This window comes from Peribacillus sp. NPDC097197 (genome assembly GCF_050278025.1).
Taxonomy (GTDB): domain Bacteria; phylum Bacillota; class Bacilli; order Bacillales; family DSM-1321; genus Peribacillus.
Window position 1 is genome coordinate 402,526 of sequence record NZ_JBNNST010000002.1, and the last position, 16,225, is coordinate 418,750.

General features: G+C 40.8%; 17 protein-coding genes. 1 reads left to right on the forward strand and 16 read right to left on the reverse strand.

Going from position 1 to position 16,225, the window contains the following annotated elements:
* Positions 1–89: 89 nt before the first annotated feature.
* Positions 90–959, forward strand: coding sequence for a DUF1002 domain-containing protein (locus ACQKL6_RS04380; protein ID WP_402869268.1), 870 nt, complete (start codon positions 90–92; stop codon positions 957–959).
* 119 nt (positions 960–1,078) lie between these two features.
* Here the strand turns inward: ACQKL6_RS04380 and lysA are convergent, their stop codons facing one another.
* The 16 genes from lysA to ACQKL6_RS04460 form a co-directional block, all read right to left on the reverse strand.
* Entirely contained in the window at positions 1,079–2,407 is a 1,329-nt protein-coding gene (lysA, locus tag ACQKL6_RS04385; protein ID WP_427650648.1) for a diaminopimelate decarboxylase, read from the reverse strand.
* 273 nt (positions 2,408–2,680) lie between these two features.
* Positions 2,681–4,165 carry a spore germination protein gene (locus tag ACQKL6_RS04390; RefSeq protein WP_402869271.1) on the reverse strand — a complete coding sequence of 495 codons (1,485 nt, stop codon included), beginning with the start codon at positions 4,163–4,165 and terminating at the stop codon, positions 2,681–2,683.
* Positions 4,149–4,727: a stage V sporulation protein AE gene (locus ACQKL6_RS04395; RefSeq protein WP_402869273.1), complete on the reverse strand. Its 579-nt coding sequence runs from the start codon at positions 4,725–4,727 to the stop codon at positions 4,149–4,151. The genes ACQKL6_RS04390 and ACQKL6_RS04395 overlap by 17 nt, the downstream gene beginning before the upstream one ends.
* 39 nt (positions 4,728–4,766) lie before the next feature.
* A complete protein-coding gene (locus ACQKL6_RS04400; RefSeq protein ID WP_402869275.1) occupies positions 4,767–5,189 on the reverse strand; it encodes a stage V sporulation protein AB in 423 nt (140 codons plus the stop codon).
* Positions 5,179–5,775, reverse strand: a complete 597-nt coding sequence (locus ACQKL6_RS04405; protein WP_427650649.1) for a stage V sporulation protein AA — start codon at positions 5,773–5,775, stop codon at positions 5,179–5,181. The genes ACQKL6_RS04400 and ACQKL6_RS04405 overlap by 11 nt, the downstream gene beginning before the upstream one ends.
* A 187-nt stretch (positions 5,776–5,962) precedes the next feature.
* On the reverse strand, positions 5,963–7,258 hold the full coding sequence (locus ACQKL6_RS04410; RefSeq protein WP_402869279.1) for an NCS2 family permease: 1,296 nt from the start codon (positions 7,256–7,258) through the stop codon (positions 5,963–5,965).
* A 331-nt stretch (positions 7,259–7,589) separates the two neighbouring features.
* Entirely contained in the window at positions 7,590–8,357 is a 768-nt protein-coding gene (sigF, locus tag ACQKL6_RS04415) for an RNA polymerase sporulation sigma factor SigF (RefSeq protein WP_402869281.1), read from the reverse strand.
* Positions 8,358–8,370: 13 nt separating this feature from the next.
* Positions 8,371–8,811 (reverse strand): anti-sigma F factor, encoded by a 441-nt coding sequence (spoIIAB, locus tag ACQKL6_RS04420; RefSeq protein ID WP_402869282.1) that lies wholly within the window; start codon positions 8,809–8,811, stop codon positions 8,371–8,373.
* A gap of 1 nt (position 8,812) precedes the next feature.
* Positions 8,813–9,163: an anti-sigma F factor antagonist gene (gene spoIIAA, locus ACQKL6_RS04425; protein ID WP_402869284.1), complete on the reverse strand. Its 351-nt coding sequence runs from the start codon at positions 9,161–9,163 to the stop codon at positions 8,813–8,815.
* Between the two features lie 130 nt (positions 9,164–9,293).
* A complete protein-coding gene (locus ACQKL6_RS04430; protein ID WP_402956634.1) occupies positions 9,294–10,460 on the reverse strand; it encodes a D-alanyl-D-alanine carboxypeptidase family protein in 1,167 nt (388 codons plus the stop codon).
* Between the two features lie 207 nt (positions 10,461–10,667).
* Positions 10,668–11,972 (reverse strand): pyrimidine-nucleoside phosphorylase, encoded by a 1,305-nt coding sequence (locus ACQKL6_RS04435; RefSeq protein WP_402869288.1) that lies wholly within the window; start codon positions 11,970–11,972, stop codon positions 10,668–10,670.
* A gap of 66 nt (positions 11,973–12,038) precedes the next feature.
* The gene (locus ACQKL6_RS04440) at positions 12,039–12,851 is read right to left on the reverse strand and encodes a purine-nucleoside phosphorylase (protein ID WP_402869290.1); all 813 of its coding nucleotides are present in this window, start codon (positions 12,849–12,851) and stop codon (positions 12,039–12,041) included.
* Positions 12,852–12,863: 12 nt separating this feature from the next.
* Positions 12,864–14,051, reverse strand: a complete 1,188-nt coding sequence (deoB, locus tag ACQKL6_RS04445; protein WP_402986129.1) for a phosphopentomutase — start codon at positions 14,049–14,051, stop codon at positions 12,864–12,866.
* 313 nt (positions 14,052–14,364) lie between these two features.
* Entirely contained in the window at positions 14,365–15,258 is an 894-nt protein-coding gene (gene xerD, locus ACQKL6_RS04450; RefSeq protein ID WP_402869293.1) for a site-specific tyrosine recombinase XerD, read from the reverse strand.
* Between the two features lie 5 nt (positions 15,259–15,263).
* Positions 15,264–15,491, reverse strand: coding sequence for a YqzK family protein (locus ACQKL6_RS04455; RefSeq protein WP_402869295.1), 228 nt, complete (start codon positions 15,489–15,491; stop codon positions 15,264–15,266).
* A 179-nt stretch (positions 15,492–15,670) separates the two neighbouring features.
* Entirely contained in the window at positions 15,671–16,129 is a 459-nt protein-coding gene (locus ACQKL6_RS04460; RefSeq protein ID WP_402869878.1) for a Fur family transcriptional regulator, read from the reverse strand.
* Positions 16,130–16,225 lie beyond the last annotated feature (96 nt).

Genomic DNA, 16,225 nt, shown 5'->3' on the forward strand with positions numbered 1-16,225 from the left:
TTTTTTCGCTTCGATTCGTCCAATCTAATGTAACCCTATCAGTAGGTTATAATCTATTAAGAACAGAGGAAAAGTTAAGGAGGAAAATCATGAAAAGTCCAAAAAAATGGGTCATTGTGACCATTTTATTATGTCTGTTATTGCCTTATAAGGCCTTTGCGGATGCCGCAGTTGGCGATATGATCGTTACACTAGGAGAAAATTTGTCTAAAGAACAAAAAAGCATGCTCCTTTCAGAAATGAAAGCACCTGACGATGTGGAGGTCCTGACAGTCACCAATGCGGAAGAACATGAATATTTGGGAGATTATATAGCTAGCAGATTAATAGGTACAAAAGCTATATCCTCTTCTGCCATTACGCTTGAGGAAAAAGGCACAGGCCTAAAATTGGAATCCAAGAACATTAATTGGGTAACTGATGAAATGTATATCAATGCCCTTGCGACTGCTGGGGTTAAAGATGCTACCGTTTATGTCACAGCACCTATTCCAGTTTCCGGTACAGCTGCCTTAACAGGTGTCATTAAAGCCTATGAATTATCTTCTGATAAAGCAATCTCCGAAGATGTAAAACAGGCTGCCAATGAAGAAATGGTCACCACTGCTGAATTGGGAGATGAAATCGGTACGGAAGAGGCTTCTGCACTCGTAACGAAAATCAAAGAGAAAATGGCAGACAACCCTCCTGCCACTACAGAGGATGTTCGTAAGATCGTAGAATCCGCTGCAAATGATCTTGGCCTAGTCTTAAATGAAGGGCAAATTCAAAGCCTGATCGATCTATTCAATAAATTAAAAGAATTGAATATTGATTGGAACGCCGTTGGTGACCAATTGACAGAAGCTAAAGATAAATTGTCCAACTTCCTTGAATCTGAAGAAGGACAATCATTTCTAGATAAATTAAAGGATGTCTTCAATAGTCTAATAGATGCTATCAAATCTTTTTTTAGCTGATTCACAATAAAATGGCGGTACCTAGAAGTACCACCGGTAAATAAATAGCAAAAGGCAGAAACGTTCATCACGTTTCTGCCTTTTACTATTTTAAAAAAGGAGTTACATCCTCTTTTTGATTATTCTTTATTCAAACCAACCGCTTCGTGAAAAGCTAAATCATGACGGATAAGATCATCGAAGGTTTCACGCCTGATGACTAAACGCGCTTCCCCGTTTTCAACGAAAACCACCGCCGGTCTCGGAATCCGGTTATAATTGTTAGACATGGAATACCCATAAGCCCCTGTACAGAAAACAGCTAAAATATCTCCTCGTCCAGCTTTTGGCAAGGGTAAATCCCAAATCAGCATATCGCCGCTTTCACAACATTTCCCGGCAATAGCAACCGTCTCCTCCACTGGATCAAGTGGGCGATTGGCTAGTACCGCATCGTACTTCGCTTCGTATAAGGCTGGACGAATATTATCGCTCATGCCCCCATCGACAGCTAGGTATTTGCGGACGTCCGGCACTTCCTTTTCTGAACCCACTTTATATAAGGTGATACCTGCATCTCCGACCAAGGAGCGACCAGGTTCAATCCAAATCTCCGGCATTTCTAAATCAGACTGGGCAATCTGTATTTGCACTTCCCTCACGATTTCTTCTACATATTGAGATGCTGGAAGCGGATCGTCTTCTTCTGTATAACGGATTCCGAAGCCTCCGCCTAAATTTAGCACCTTTGGCTGAAAACCAATTGCTTTATGCCACTCTCTTAGCTTGCCAATGATTTTTTGGGCGGCCAAAAGAAAGCCAGTGGTTTGAAAGATTTGGGAACCTATATGGCAGTGCAACCCGAGCACTTCAAGCCACTTGCTTTTTAACGCCTGTTTAAGGGCGCCTTCCGCCTGACCATTAATTAGATCGAAACCAAATTTCGAATCTTCCTGCCCTGTTAAAATATAATCATGTGTATGCGCTTCAATGCCAGGTGTCACACGTAAAAGAATTCTGACCTTTTCTTCTCGGTTTGAACAGATTTCTTCAAGTAGTGTCAATTCAGAAAAGTTGTCCACCACAATACACCCTATTTGGTAATCTAGTGCCATATGTAACTCTTCGACACTTTTATTATTCCCATGGAAATGGATACGTTCGGTTGGGAAATTAGCCTTGATGGCTGTATATAATTCCCCCGCTGAGACCACGTCGAGTGACAAGCCCTCCTGTTTGGCCAATTGAATCATGGCAATGGATGAAAATGCTTTACTTGCGTACGCCACCTGAGCCGGTATTCCCAATTCTTCAAATGTCCGCTTAAATCCTCTTGCCCGTTCGCGTATTAACTCTACATCATAGACATATAACGGCGTACCATATTTTTCTGTTAACTTAACAGTATCCACTCCGCCAATTTGTAGATGTCCACGGTCATTTACATGACTAGTCCCAAACAAATGCATAATAGTCTCACCTTCCTGATCCAAACTTACGGTTAAATGAAGTGAGGGATCGTAAGAGGTTCCTCGAAAAGGATTATATCCCTTTAAATCTCCTCATCCAAATTCCTCGTTTACTATTCTTATTTACCTGTTTCTACACGTTCCCATTAAATATAATTGCGTAGTTCGAAATCAGATTGGTTTAACTCCATAGAGCCCAAACTCTTTGTGAAGCCACTTTACTGCTTTATTCGAATAAAATTAAATTAACACAACTTTTCGACAACATCAACCTTAAGATTTCCTAGGCTGCCTGTATTTGTCCTGTGGATGGACGATACTCGGCCGTTCTCTGGAACCTGGAAAAGGTCTTCTTAATATAATATGTGACAAGGCTCTTGGTTGAAACGGGATTAACGGCCATAAATAGGGTGTATTCAATGCTTTTATGCTCGTTAATAAAATGATATATAGCGTTATTCCTATGATTAACCCAGGCAGCTTGAACAAGGCAACCAAAACGATCAAAGCTAATCGAGACAGTTTATTGGCAACCCCTAATTCCAAACTTGGGGTGACAAATGTCCCAATGGTCGCAACCGATGCATAAAGAACGACTTCCGGCACAAATAACCCTACATCAATAGCAATCTGTCCGATCAAGACCGCAGCAATTAATCCCATTGCAGTTGAAAGTGGGGTCGGGGTATGGATGGCGGCCATCCGTAAAAATTCGATCCCGATATCCGAAATGAAAATTTGGACAACAATCGGAATATGCGTTTTTTCATTTGGCCCGATAAATTCCAGTTTATCCGGAAGGAAGTCAGGCTCTAAACAAAACAACAACCACAATGGAAGCAAAAATAACGAAGCGGCTATCCCGAGAAATCTGGTCCACCGTACCATTGTTCCAACAGCGGGGGATTGTCTGTACTCTTCTGCATGCTGCATATGATGGAAGAGGGGAGCAGGGGTGATGATGACACTAGGTGAGGTATCCACATAGACTAGTACATGGCCTTCCAGTAAGTGTGTTGCGGCTACATCAGCACGCTCTGTATATCGGACAAGAGGATATGGATTATATCCTTGCTTAACGATAAATTCTTCTACCGTTTTATCCGCCATCGTTAGCCCATCTATTTTTATATCTTCCAATTTCGTACGAACGGTTTCAATTAAACCCGGGTCCGCTATATCTTTAATATACCCTATCGCAATATCCGTTTTAGAGCGTTCGCCGACCTTCATGATTTCGAAACGTAATCTCTCATCCCTGATTCTCCGTCTAGTGATGGCTGTATTTACAATGATATTTTCTACAAATCCATCCCTAGAACCACGGACAACTTTTTCTGTATCGGGTTCTTCAGGCTGTCGTCCAGGGTAACTCCTGACATCGACAACCAACCCTATATCGTATCCATCCATCACAATGACGATTAAACCGGAAAGGACTTGGTCAACCAACTCATCCATCGTACGTATTTCTTCCACAGATTGGTGAACGAGTAAATTTTTCATGAAATCAAATACTTTTGTCGTTTTTATTTCAGTATTTTGAGAATGGACCATCGAGTTAAGAAGTTCAATGATGAATTCCGTATCCGTAAGTCCATTCACATAATAAAGGTGAACTTCTTTTCTTAAAACTTTTATTTTCCTTACGCCTAAATCAAAACTGACACCCAGACCGACCCTCTTTTCCATGAAAGTATCGACTTCCACCACGTTAGTCGGAATGGGCTTCATATTTTGTTTATCCTCTGATGCCATCAAGACCGCTCCTTTCCAATATAATTTGCACAGCAAGTTTTGTGATTGGTGCTCCTTTTTTAAAGTCGTCCTGGTGTGACATTTTTCCAATGTCTCCAATGCCTACAACGATCGGAGCTTTTAACTCATCAATGCAATACACCGTATCCCCGGTTATCTTCCCTATCTCAAATTCCTGGGCTCCGAATTTGTCCACCCCATTTTCCGTCAACTGCCCATCCCTATCGATACAGACATCCACCTTAGTCCACTCTTCCCTTCTACTTTTCGAAGCAACGGCTATGATGCCCAGGACATGGATGTCAGGATGGCTTGCAACCACCTTCATCGCCGTTTCACCGAATCCCTCACCCATGAAGCCACTATCATCGAACATGACCAACACGGGGTCATTCTTCGCTTTCTTTATAAGGTCTACCAGCTCCAAACCTGTATAACGGGACGGATTCCCTTGTGACATTGAAATGCAGCGCCCTCCGATTTCTCTTGCAACTAGCTCAACAGCACGATTTGCATATACATCTCCATCTGTTATCAATATCACTTTTCGTTTGGTCACCATCAGGAGCCTTCCTTTCATCAGGTATGCGTATGGTCGTTCTTATAAATCGACAAAATAAATCCATTGAAATAAGGATCCAACTATTTTACCTAACACTAGTGCCATTAACAGATAAATGATTTTATCTTGTATGCCTACTCGTTTGGACAAGATCGGGAAAACATTCAACACCTCAGTCAGTGCAGCTGCAAGCATTCCATTAAAAATACCGTCCGCAAGTCCGATTGGAATTAATAAGAAAGAAGGAAGAGCAAAGGTCGTCCCCTGTAGGCCAAACCATGTTCCTCCGACCACTCCTGAAATTATGGCCACTTCATAATACCGAACCATTTTTAACGTTTTTGTCAGCTGTGTCAGCCTTGGTATGACACCAAGTACAGTCAGAAAAGCTACAAAACCAGCACCTGTAGCGACACCGCCGGCTAGCCCAACAAAAATCCCGAAAATGATATTACCTGTCATCGAGATGACGCACGCTCTCATTATTCTCATTCATAATGACGTACCGATCTAAATCCTGCTGGTAATTGAACATTTCAACCTCGAGTGGGCTAGGTTCTTCATTAAAGCGTTTTTTAAAGAAGTGATTAAAAAACAAAATCATTCCAATCCCAATACCGAAACTATAGGGTATTTGGATCAACAAAGGCTTTTCATCAACCCTTCCTGTTATTAGCGTAAAGAGTTTTTGATGAACTTCTCCCATACTTACATCCACATGGAAATTCATGATGGTAATACCCCCTCCAATGAACATAAGCAACCAGATAACGGCGAAAGTAACGAAAGACATTTTCTTTTTGGGATAAATGACTTCGATGATTGTCTGGGAGGGACCAAATGTCTCCACTTCGATATGTGGATCGATTGCCTGTATGGCCATGATGAGTTGGGCCAAATCGATGATAATGATATTCTTATCTTCACTATTCACCGTTAATAAAAGGGCCCCTTCAATACTAGAAACCAATTCTTCAGGACCAATAATTTTTGCAATATCTTTTATTCTTACCTTTTGGTTTACATTTACATGCACCCGGTTCCTCATTCTGGTGTAAATGACTGCCATCACTTTTCACATCCCGACCTTTTATTTCCTTATAATAGTAGTATGGATTGGAAACAGAGTGAAAATGCAGAAAGAAAATGATGTCCAAATATTACTAATTCAAAGAAATGAAATAAAAAAAAGACATGCCGGATATCAGCATGTCTTTTTGTAAAATATTTATAAATTAATGAGTTGGGAAGAAGATCATTTGAATCAAGAAAACCACGCCAAAAATATAAATGAGCGGGTGAACGGATTTACCTTTTCCACTGAAGAATTTCATCAAAGGATAGGTAATGAACCCCATTGCAATCCCTGTCGATATGCTTGAAGTAAGCGGCATCGTTAATATGATTGCAAATGCCGGAAAAGCTTCATCAAATGTTTTCCAATCCACTTTCGCAAGACCTTCCATCATCAAGCAACCTACAATTATCAATACAGGTGCCGTGATGGCAGAAACGGAGGAAATGGCCGCTATTAATGGAGAAAAGAAAATGGAAAGAGCGAATAAGATGGCAACGACCGTGGCCGTTAAGCCCGTACGTCCCCCAGCTGCTACTCCAGTACTCGATTCAACATAAGCGGTTGATGGGCTTGTTCCAAACAACGAGCCAACCGTCGTGGCAATAGCATCTCCCAAGAAGGCCTTTTTAGCACGAGGGATCTTTCCATCCTTCGTTAATCCCGCTTGTTCCGTCACTCCAATTAATGTACCTGTCGTGTCAAATATCGTTACAAGTAAAAAGGCAAATACGACAGTATATAAAGAATTGCTAAATACTCCAGCAATATCAATATCGAAAAAGACCGGTGAAGGTGGTGTTGATAGAATTCCATCAAATTTCAGCATCCCCATAAAGTAACCAATGATTGCTGTAACAATCATGCCAATGAAGATAGCTCCTTTAACATTCCGAGACATCAAGATTAGAGTGAATAATAAACCTATAAGGGCCAAAACGGTGCCTGGTTGGTGTAAATCCCCGAGTGAAACCATGGTTCCTTCATTCGGTACGACAATCCCCGCATTTTTCAAACCCATAAATGCGATGAATAGACCAATACCAGATGTGATTCCAAATTTCAACGAATTTGGGATGGCATCAATAATCATTTTGCGCAAGCTCGTAACACTTACCAGAATAAATAATAGACCTGCTATGAAAACTGTACCAAAAACTGTTTGATAAGAAAGACCGTGTGCACCTACCACACTGGCAAAATAAGCATTCAGCCCCATACCTGGTGCAACGGCAATCGGATACTTCGCTAATAATCCCATAATTAAGGTACCTAGGACTGCAGAAATGACGGTCGCCATAAAGACCTGTTCAAATGGTATTCCTATTGAAGATAATAAAGCAGGATTGACAATAATAATATAAACCATGGTGAAGAATGTCGTAACACCTGCCATAATTTCAGTGCGAACATTCGTCCCATTTGCTTTTAAGGAAAAAAACTTTTCTAAAAACATATTTTTCTGACCTCCATATATTAAGGAAACACCATTCAATCGCTTGCACAAAGGTGACCTTGCATTAATACTTCATCTTTCATCTTTCAAATTTCAACGAGATAAAAACCTTATGAAAATAGTTTTAAATCCGAATGAAACCAGCGACCTTTACTATAATATTCGTTTTTAACTTCAAATTCAACTAAAAAATTCGTTTTTCTTCTTTTTTCACAAATATATATTTCCTTTTCAACATTCCTACCAAATGTTGTGTGGCACACTTCCCCTTCACTTCCTTACTATTTCCAAAATCCCACTTTTTCTCCCAGCAAATGAAAGACCACATGAATCAACGATTCATGTGGTCTTTCATTTGCTGAAGGATTTTTTTCTCCAACCGTGATACTTGAACTTGTGATATTCCTAGCCTAACGGCGACCTCCGACTGAGTCTGGTCTTTATAATATCTCAAAAAAACAATTAACCTTTCCCGTTCATTCAATTCTTGGATGGCTTCTTTTAAAGCGATTTGGTCGAACCACGATGAATCATTATGGTCGGCAATCTGGTCGAGAAGAGTAATTGGGTCTCCATCATTTTCATAAACCGTTTCATGAATGGAAGAAGGGCTACGGCTAGCTTCTTGGGCCATGATAATTTCTTCAGGTGATAATTCAAGATGTTCTGCCAATTCATTGACAGTCGGAACACGACCGTGCGTTTTTGAAAGTTCTTCTCTGGCCCGACGGATTTTATTCGCCATTTCCTTTAAAGAACGGCTTACTTTCACAGTACCATCATCACGGATAAACCGTTGAATTTCACCAATGATCATGGGGACAGCATACGTCGAGAATTTCACTTCAAACGTTAAGTCAAATTTATCAACTGATTTTAATAACCCGATGCAGCCAATCTGATACAAATCATCCGGTTCATAGCCACGATTGAGGAACCTTTGGACAACGGACCATACAAGCCTTAGATTGCTGTTGACAATTAAGTTCCTTGCATCCTGGTCCCCACTCTGACTGAGTTTAATCAACCTACGCAATTCCTCATCTTTTAAATGGGTCTGGCCTTTCTTGCTCTTCTCGTATTTAACCTCCACATCCATATGCAAGTCTCCCTTAATTGCACAAAGCTCTGCTTGTAGTTAAGTGCTTTTTTAATCGAATGATCGTTCCTTCGCCCTTATGCGAAATGATATGGATCTCATCCATGAAGTTCTCCATGATCGTAAATCCCATGCCGGATCGTTCAAGTTCGGGTTTCGTCGTGAATAGTGGCTGCTTAGCCTCTTCAACATCCTCAATGCCCAATCCTTCATCACGAATTGTCACTTCGACCGTATCTCCTTCGATGACTACAGAAATGTAGACCCACCCTTCCGGATCGTTTTCATATCCATGAATGATTGAATTCGTGACCGCTTCAGAAACGACCGTCTTAATCTCTGTCAATTCATCCATCGTGGGATCTAATTGAGCAATGAATGCCGCAACCGTCACCCTTGCGAATGATTCATTTTGGCTAAGTGCTGAAAATTTCGTTTCCATTTTATTTTTCATGTTAGGCAACCCCCAGTCTTTGCAAAGCGTTTTGTTCGGATAATTCTAGTTTAACAATTTTAAACAAACCTGACATCTCAAATAACCGCTTTACTGCTGGAGAAATTGCACAGACAACCATCTCACCATTTTTCTGATGTACCTGTTTATACCGACCGATAATTACGCCCAATCCAGAACTGTCCATGAAATGCAGTTCATCCAAGTTAAGGATGATATGTTGGATATCATGCTTTTGAATGGCCGCCTCTGCCTGTTTTCTTAACTTTTCTGCTGTATGATGATCTAAATCACCTTTGAGACGAATGCATAATATTCTACTCTTCGCCTCCATATCAATCGTAAGACTCACTATATACAGCCTCCTTCACTGTCTTATAATGAGTCAAATTCTCTGTTTAATCTTCAGATTCCTTCTTCCTGGCAAAACTAGTGGCCATTCGCCTAAACTAGTATATTTACACGCCTTTCCGACAAGTTAATCATTTCGTTTGTGTAAACATGCCGAATGCCCGTTTATACAGTTGCCACCAACTGGCTTTTTCAACAGTTTCCTTTGAAACAATCGGTGATTCGACATATACTTTTCCGTCTTTAATCAATTGGAGCGTTCCTATTTGATCTCCTTTTTGAATGGGAGCCTTTAGGTTTTTATCGAGAATAACCTTTTTCGTAAAGTCTTTTGCCGCACCGCTCTTGGCCGTCAAAACAGATATTGGTTCACTTGTTACCCCTACTGCCATCTTTTTGCTGCCCTTGCTTACTTTCGATTCGCCCAAGACCTCTCCTCGTTTGTAAATCGGATAGGTAATAAATTGTGAAAAGGCATAATCAAGCATTTTCGTTACCTGGGCATTTCTTTCCTTTGGAGAAGCCGCACCGAACACCACAGCAATAACACGCATATTCCCTTTTTTCGCCGTAGCTGTCAGACAATACTTGGCTTCATTCGTAAACCCTGTTTTTAATCCATCGACTCCCGGGTAAAATTTCACTAGTCGATTCGTGTTCACAAGCCAGAATTTTTTATCTGTATTTTCACGGAGGTAGTCCTCGTATGTACCCGTGAATCTTGTAATCATGTCGTATTTCAACAATTCCTTTGCCATGATGGACATATCATGTGCCGAGCTGTAATGGTCCTTAACTGGTAAGCCTGTTGCATTTTGAAATTTCGTGTTCTTTAATCCCAGGTCTTTTGCTTTCTTATTCATCCGTTTGACGAATTCTTCTTCGGATCCAGCAAGATGCTCTGCCATAGCGACCGATGCATCATTTGCAGAACCGATCGAGATCCCTTTAAGCATTTGTTCGGTTGTCATTTCTTCTCCTAATTCAAGAAAGATTTGAGAACCTCCCATCGATGCAGCGTACTCACTCGTCCTGATTTTATCCTTCATGTTGAGTTCACCTTTATCGATGGCTTCCATGATTAAGAGCATCGTCATGATCTTCGTCATACTAGCAGGCGAAAGACGTTCATCTGCATTTTTATCATACAAAACTGTACCTGTATCCCGTTCAATTAAAATAGCTGATTTTGCATTTTCCGCTAAGTTGACACCTTTTTTTTCTGATGCTTGAGTATGCGGGATGCTAAAGCCAGTTGCTAGTAACACGATTAAAAATAGAGAAAGAATCCGCTTCATCTCCATAGCCTCCAATCTTTATATATTCCATTTTTTCCATATAAGCCATTTTTATACAAATAAGTTGGTGGAATTATTATTTAAAAAGGGAGAGGACAGTTTTAATGAGGAATATACAAAAACAGAGGACATTGTTGCCTGAATAAAATTATGCTGAACGTAAAAAAAGGTCACTCTTTTAAAAAGAGTGACCTGCTTGGCGAATCATTATTCCATGATTTCTTTATAGATCAACGTTGGTTTTTCAACTTTTTCCTTGGAAATTGTAATGTTTTCGTATAATTTCTCTTTTACTTTTGAAACATCTTCAAAGTTACTGTATATGGTTACAAGTGATTCACCTTTAGCCACGGTTTCACCGATTTTCTTACGAAGCATAAGACCTACAGCCAAATCAATTTCCGATTCTTTAGTAGCACGTCCAGCACCTAATAACATGGCAGCCGTACCGATTTCATCAGCAACGATTTCCGATACATATCCGTCTTCTTTAGCTTCAAGCTCAAAAGTGTATGCAGCCTGTGGAAGTTTTTCTGGCTGTTCTACAACTGAGCCGTCTCCTCCCTGTGCCTCCAAGAAGATTTTGAATGAACGAAGCGCTGAACCATCCTTGATTGCATTTTCAAGCAGGGTTCTGGCTTCTTCAAGGGAGCCCGCTTTTTTAGCAAGGTACACCATATGACTTCCTAACGTTAAAGATAGTTCCGTTAAATCTTCCGGACCTTCACCTTTAAGCGTATCAATCGCTTCTTTAACTTCAAGAGCGTTCCCGATTGCGTAACCAAGAGGCTGGCTCATGTCTGAAATGACTGCCATCGTATTACGGCCGACATTATTTCCTATGCTCACCATTGCATGTGCCAGTTTCTCGGAATCTTCAAGTGTCTTCATGAATGCACCTGCACCCGTTTTCACATCAAGAACAATCGCATCTGCACCAGCAGCTATTTTCTTACTCATGATGGAACCAGCAATCAACCCGATGCTATTGACGGTAGCCGTTACATCACGCAATGCATAAAGCTTTTTATCTGCAGGAGTTAAATTACCACTTTGACCAATAACGGCTATCTTGTTTTTATTGACAAGTTCAATGAACTCATCATTTTCAATTTCCACATGAAACCCTTTAACGGATTCCAATTTATCGATGGTTCCACCTGTATGGCCAAGGCCACGCCCTGACATTTTTGCCACTGGAACGCCTACAGCTGCCACTAATGGTCCAAGAACAAGTGTGGTCGTATCACCAACGCCACCTGTAGAGTGCTTATCGACCTTAATTCCCTCTATCATCGATAAATCTATTTGATCACCGGATTCTACCATGGCCATCGTTAAATCAGCACGCTCCTGCTCGTTCAGCTCCTGAAAATAGATTGCCATTGCCCATGCGCTCATTTGATAATCAGGAATCGTTCCATTTGTAAAGCCTTCCACAATAAACTGAATCTCTTCAGTGGAAAGTGTCTTTCCATCACGTTTTTTTGCGATTAAGTCAACCATTCTCATAAGTCATTCCCCATTCTTTAAAGACAGCCTTAGTTTCGACTGTACTTGTATTATTTTAAATCCGATTTATAAATCTTTAACAATCGACTTAACAAACTCCAGAAAACTGCTTTTTACTTTTTCTGTCGTTTCAATAACTTCCACGTGTGACAGGGGCTGGTCCAAAATACCAGAAGCCATGTTTGTAAGGCAAGATATCCCGAGTACTTTCATCCCACAATGTCTAGCAACGATAACTTCCGGAACAGTGGACATGCCCACTGCATCCCCACCAAGAACTCTTGCCATCCTTACTTCTGCCGGAGTTTCATAGGTCGGCCCAGAATTCCCAATATAGACGCCTTCCTTTACATCCAAGCCCAGCGTAGAAGCGATCGTCTTAGCTTTTGCCCGCAATTCTTTATTATAAGCTTCTGACATATCAGGGAAACGAGGACCAAAGCGGTCTTCATTCGCACCAATCAATGGGTTAGTTCCCATTAAATTGATATGGTCCGTAATGATCATCAGATCTCCCGGTGCATAGCTTTCATTCACACTTCCAGCAGCATTGGTTACGATTAATGTTTCAACACCAAGCAGTTTCATCACACGTACCGGGAAAGTGACTTTCTCCATTGAGTATCCTTCATAGAAATGGAAACGACCTTGCATGGCTACAACCTGTTTGCCACTCAGATTTCCGATGACAAGCTGACCTGCATGTCCTTCTACAGTCGAGACGGGAAATTCCGGGATTTCATGATAAGGGATAATTATCGGGTTTTCAATTTCATCTGCCAATACCCCAAGACCAGATCCAAGAATCAAGCCTATATCTGGAGTCCCTTCCACTTTATTCTTTATAAATTCAGCAGCTGTTTCAATGCTATTAAACATATTTACCCTCCCTTATTTCACGTCGCCTAAAATATTTTTCCCATATGTAGGCATCTTTATATCAAAGTTAGCGGCAACTGTTGCACCAATATCAGCAAAAGTATCTCTTACTGGTAACTCCGTGCCTTTTGTGAAATGTTTTGAGTAAACTAATAATGGAACATACTCACGAGTGTGGTCTGTACCTTCATGAATCGGATCATTCCCGTGGTCGGCTGTGATGATCAACAAGTCATCTTCTGTCAGCTTCTCTATCACTTCAGGCATTCTAGCATCGAACTCTTCCAAAGCCTTTCCGTAGCCTTCCGGATCACGACGGTGACCATATAAGGCATCGAAGTCCACTAGATTCAAGAAGCTTAATCCCTTAAAGTCTTGATCGATGGTTTGGATTAATTTATCCATTCCGTCCATATTGGAGACTGTACGTAATGATTCGGTGACTCCTTCACCATCAAAGATATCCGAGATTTTCCCAATTGCCAAAACATCCAACCCAGCATCTTTCATTTCATCCATTACCGTTCTGTTAAATGGCTTCAATGCATAATCATGACGGTTAGGTGTTCTTTTGAAGCTTCCTGGCTCTCCAATGAAAGGTCTTGCAATAACGCGTCCAACCTTAAATTCATCAGCCATCGTCAACTCACGTGCAATTTCACAAATTTTATATAACTCGTCTAATGGGACTACGTCCTCATGAGCGGCAATCTGTAAAACAGAATCAGCAGATGTATACACAATTAAAGCTCCCGTTTTCATGTGATCTTCGCCAAGTCTTTCAATGATTTCCGTTCCGCTTGCAGGTATATTCCCTATGATTGAACGTCCCGTCTTCGCTTGAAGTTCATTGATTAATAACTCAGGGAAACCGTTCGGAAATACTTGAAATGGTGTTGTGATGTTAAGACCCATTATTTCCCAATGGCCAGTCATCGTATCTTTTCCTGTTGACGCTTCTTTCATTTTAGTATAGTAAGCAATCGGTTGCTCTGTTTTTGCGATACCTTTAATGTCACGGATGTTGCCTAAACCCATTTTAGAAAGAGTCGGCATGTTCAATCCATTCATTCTCTCAGCGATATGGCCAAGTGTATCCGCTCCTTTATCACCGAATAAATCTGCATCCGGTGCTTCGCCAATCCCAACTGAGTCCATGACAACTACAAAAATGCGTTTAAATGCTGAATTTTTTTCCATGCTAATTCCCTCCAGTAAATAGTATTATACCCTTTTATATTCCCCGTTTATTGTCCACTTAACCTACCATAATCAACAAAGAATCGAAACGTCAGAAGTCTGACCTCTTTATTGTAAACGATACCAATCGGTTTAGACAATTGTTATGTACCTTTATCTTTATATAGAAAAACAGACACATAATTTTAAAAAAGGATTTTTTATAGTTCCAGCTTATCAAGGTCCAATAAATTGGGCCACCTATTCCTGATGGCTGATTCACCATTACTTGTGCAGGAGGTCTTTCCTCCTACACTTTCAATCTACTAATCTCCTAAGCTCTTGGATGAAATTTAGAATATACATCTTTTATCCGAACATTCGTAATATGTGTGTAGATTTGAGTCGTCGAAATATCCGCATGCCCCAACATCTCCTGAACGGCCCGTAAATCTGCTCCATTCATCAAAAGATGTGTGGCAAAAGAATGCCTTAGTGTATGCGGTGTAATTTCCTTCTCGATTCTCGCCTCTTTCACGAGTTTTTTCAAGATCTTCCAAAATCCCTGTCTCGTCAACCTGTTTCCATGGTGATTCAAAAAAAGTGAATCCGTCCGATGCTTTGGACTGGCAAATTTACCACGGGCACTATCCAAGTAATTCCCGATGGCCCCCAGTGCTGTTTGTCCGATAGGGATGATTCTTTCTTTATCCCCTTTTCCGATACAACGGACAAAACCCATCGTCGCGTGTACATCGCTCACATCCATTGATATCAATTCACTGACACGCATTCCTGTCGCATACATCAGTTCAAGCATCGCTTTGTCACGTAATCCATATTCGTTCATTACCTTTGGGGCTTCCAATAAGGCTTCCACCTCTTCCATGCTTAACACCTTTGGAAGGCTTCTTTCAGGTTTGGGTGTTTCTATATGTAGAGCTGGATCCTGGTCAGTCACCTTTTCACGAAGGAGAAATTGATGGAAGGATCGGATTGAAGCAATATGACGGGCAATGGTTTTCGACGATTTCCCTTGGTCTTTCAAATGAGCAAGAAAGTGTAAGATGTTTGCCCGACGTGAGTCATTCCAATCGGTAATCATTTCTACATTCATTAAATAGGCCCAATATGATTTCAAGTCACGTTCATACGAGACGAGTGTGTTTTTGGCAAGACCCTTTTCAATGGTCAAAAAATGAATGAAATCCTTAATTTGATTCTCCATATTCATTACTCCCCGTTTAAATAAAACAACATTAAGCGTTCAAACCATGCATCATCACCTGTATCAACAGCTTTTGATACTTTGACAGCTGTGCCTTTTGGTTCATCGTACCGATGATAACTATGATATTCCTGATTTAACCATACCATTCCTATGTAAAAAAGAACAGTGAAGCTAACGAAGAGTATCATCACTTTAGCTGTATGTAAAACTAGCTTCAATGACGTTTTCATGCTTTCCCCTCCCTATCCGAGCACTTTGTATCAATCTATGCCCATCGGGACAAGTTTTATACATCTTTCGGTAAAGAAGAGGAAAAAAAGTTCTATCTATTTCTAACCCAGGTTAAACAGGCAAACTATTTTCTTTTAAAACCAGAAAACCTTCTCCAGGTAGGGGAGAAGGTCCGACTTTATTCATCTTTATCTTCGACTTTGTCATGACATCGATGACAAATGCCATGAAAGGTTAATCTATGGTCTTTTATCTTGAAGTTCCAGTCACGCTCGACAATGGCTTCCACGTCTTCAAGTAAGTCTTGTTGGATCTCATCTACCGCTCCACATTCCACACAAACCAGATGATGATGGAAATGCGCTGCGCCTTCTTGTCTTAAATCATAACGGGAAACTCCGTCTCCAAAGTTAATTTTATCTACTATTTTCAATTCAGTCAGCAACTCTAGCGTACGGTATACCGTTGCTAATCCAATTTCCGGCGACTTTTCTTTGACAAGGAGGTAAACGTCTTCTGCGCTTAAATGATCCTCTTCGTGCTCAAGTAAAACGCGGACGGTCGCTTCTCGCTGAGGCGTTAATTTGTAGCTGGACGAGTGCAACTGCTTTTTTATTCTATCAATTCTATTTTCTATTTCCATACCAATATTCCCTCCCGCGCCGCTATCTTATACATTATATCAAATGAGGGAAAACTGTCAAAATAGATTTCCTTATTAATAGCAAAAAAA

Bases quoted from the DNA above. Each gene is read 5' to 3' on its own strand.
- ACQKL6_RS04380 (WP_402869268.1), top strand. From the start codon at position 90: ATGAAAAGTCCAAAAAAATGGGTCATTGTGACCATTTTATTATGTCTG.
- lysA (WP_427650648.1), bottom strand. From the start codon at position 2,407: ATGCATTTGTTTGGGACTAGTCATGTAAATGACCGTGGACATCTACAA.
- ACQKL6_RS04390 (WP_402869271.1), bottom strand. From the start codon at position 4,165: ATGGCATCAGAGGATAAACAAAATATGAAGCCCATTCCGACTAACGTG.
- ACQKL6_RS04395 (WP_402869273.1), bottom strand. From the start codon at position 4,727: ATGGTGACCAAACGAAAAGTGATATTGATAACAGATGGAGATGTATAT.
- ACQKL6_RS04400 (WP_402869275.1), bottom strand. From the start codon at position 5,189: ATGACAGGTAATATCATTTTCGGGATTTTTGTTGGGCTAGCCGGCGGT.
- ACQKL6_RS04405 (WP_427650649.1), bottom strand. From the start codon at position 5,775: ATGAGGAACCGGGTGCATGTAAATGTAAACCAAAAGGTAAGAATAAAA.
- ACQKL6_RS04410 (WP_402869279.1), bottom strand. From the start codon at position 7,258: ATGTTTTTAGAAAAGTTTTTTTCCTTAAAAGCAAATGGGACGAATGTT.
- sigF (WP_402869281.1), bottom strand. From the start codon at position 8,357: ATGGATGTGGAGGTTAAATACGAGAAGAGCAAGAAAGGCCAGACCCAT.
- spoIIAB (WP_402869282.1), bottom strand. From the start codon at position 8,811: ATGAAAAATAAAATGGAAACGAAATTTTCAGCACTTAGCCAAAATGAA.
- ACQKL6_RS04430 (WP_402956634.1), bottom strand. From the start codon at position 10,460: ATGAAGCGGATTCTTTCTCTATTTTTAATCGTGTTACTAGCAACTGGC.
- ACQKL6_RS04435 (WP_402869288.1), bottom strand. From the start codon at position 11,972: ATGAGAATGGTTGACTTAATCGCAAAAAAACGTGATGGAAAGACACTT.
- ACQKL6_RS04440 (WP_402869290.1), bottom strand. From the start codon at position 12,851: ATGTTTAATAGCATTGAAACAGCTGCTGAATTTATAAAGAATAAAGTG.
- deoB (WP_402986129.1), bottom strand. From the start codon at position 14,051: ATGGAAAAAAATTCAGCATTTAAACGCATTTTTGTAGTTGTCATGGAC.
- xerD (WP_402869293.1), bottom strand. From the start codon at position 15,258: ATGGAGAATCAAATTAAGGATTTCATTCATTTTTTGACCATTGAAAAG.
- ACQKL6_RS04455 (WP_402869295.1), bottom strand. From the start codon at position 15,491: ATGAAAACGTCATTGAAGCTAGTTTTACATACAGCTAAAGTGATGATA.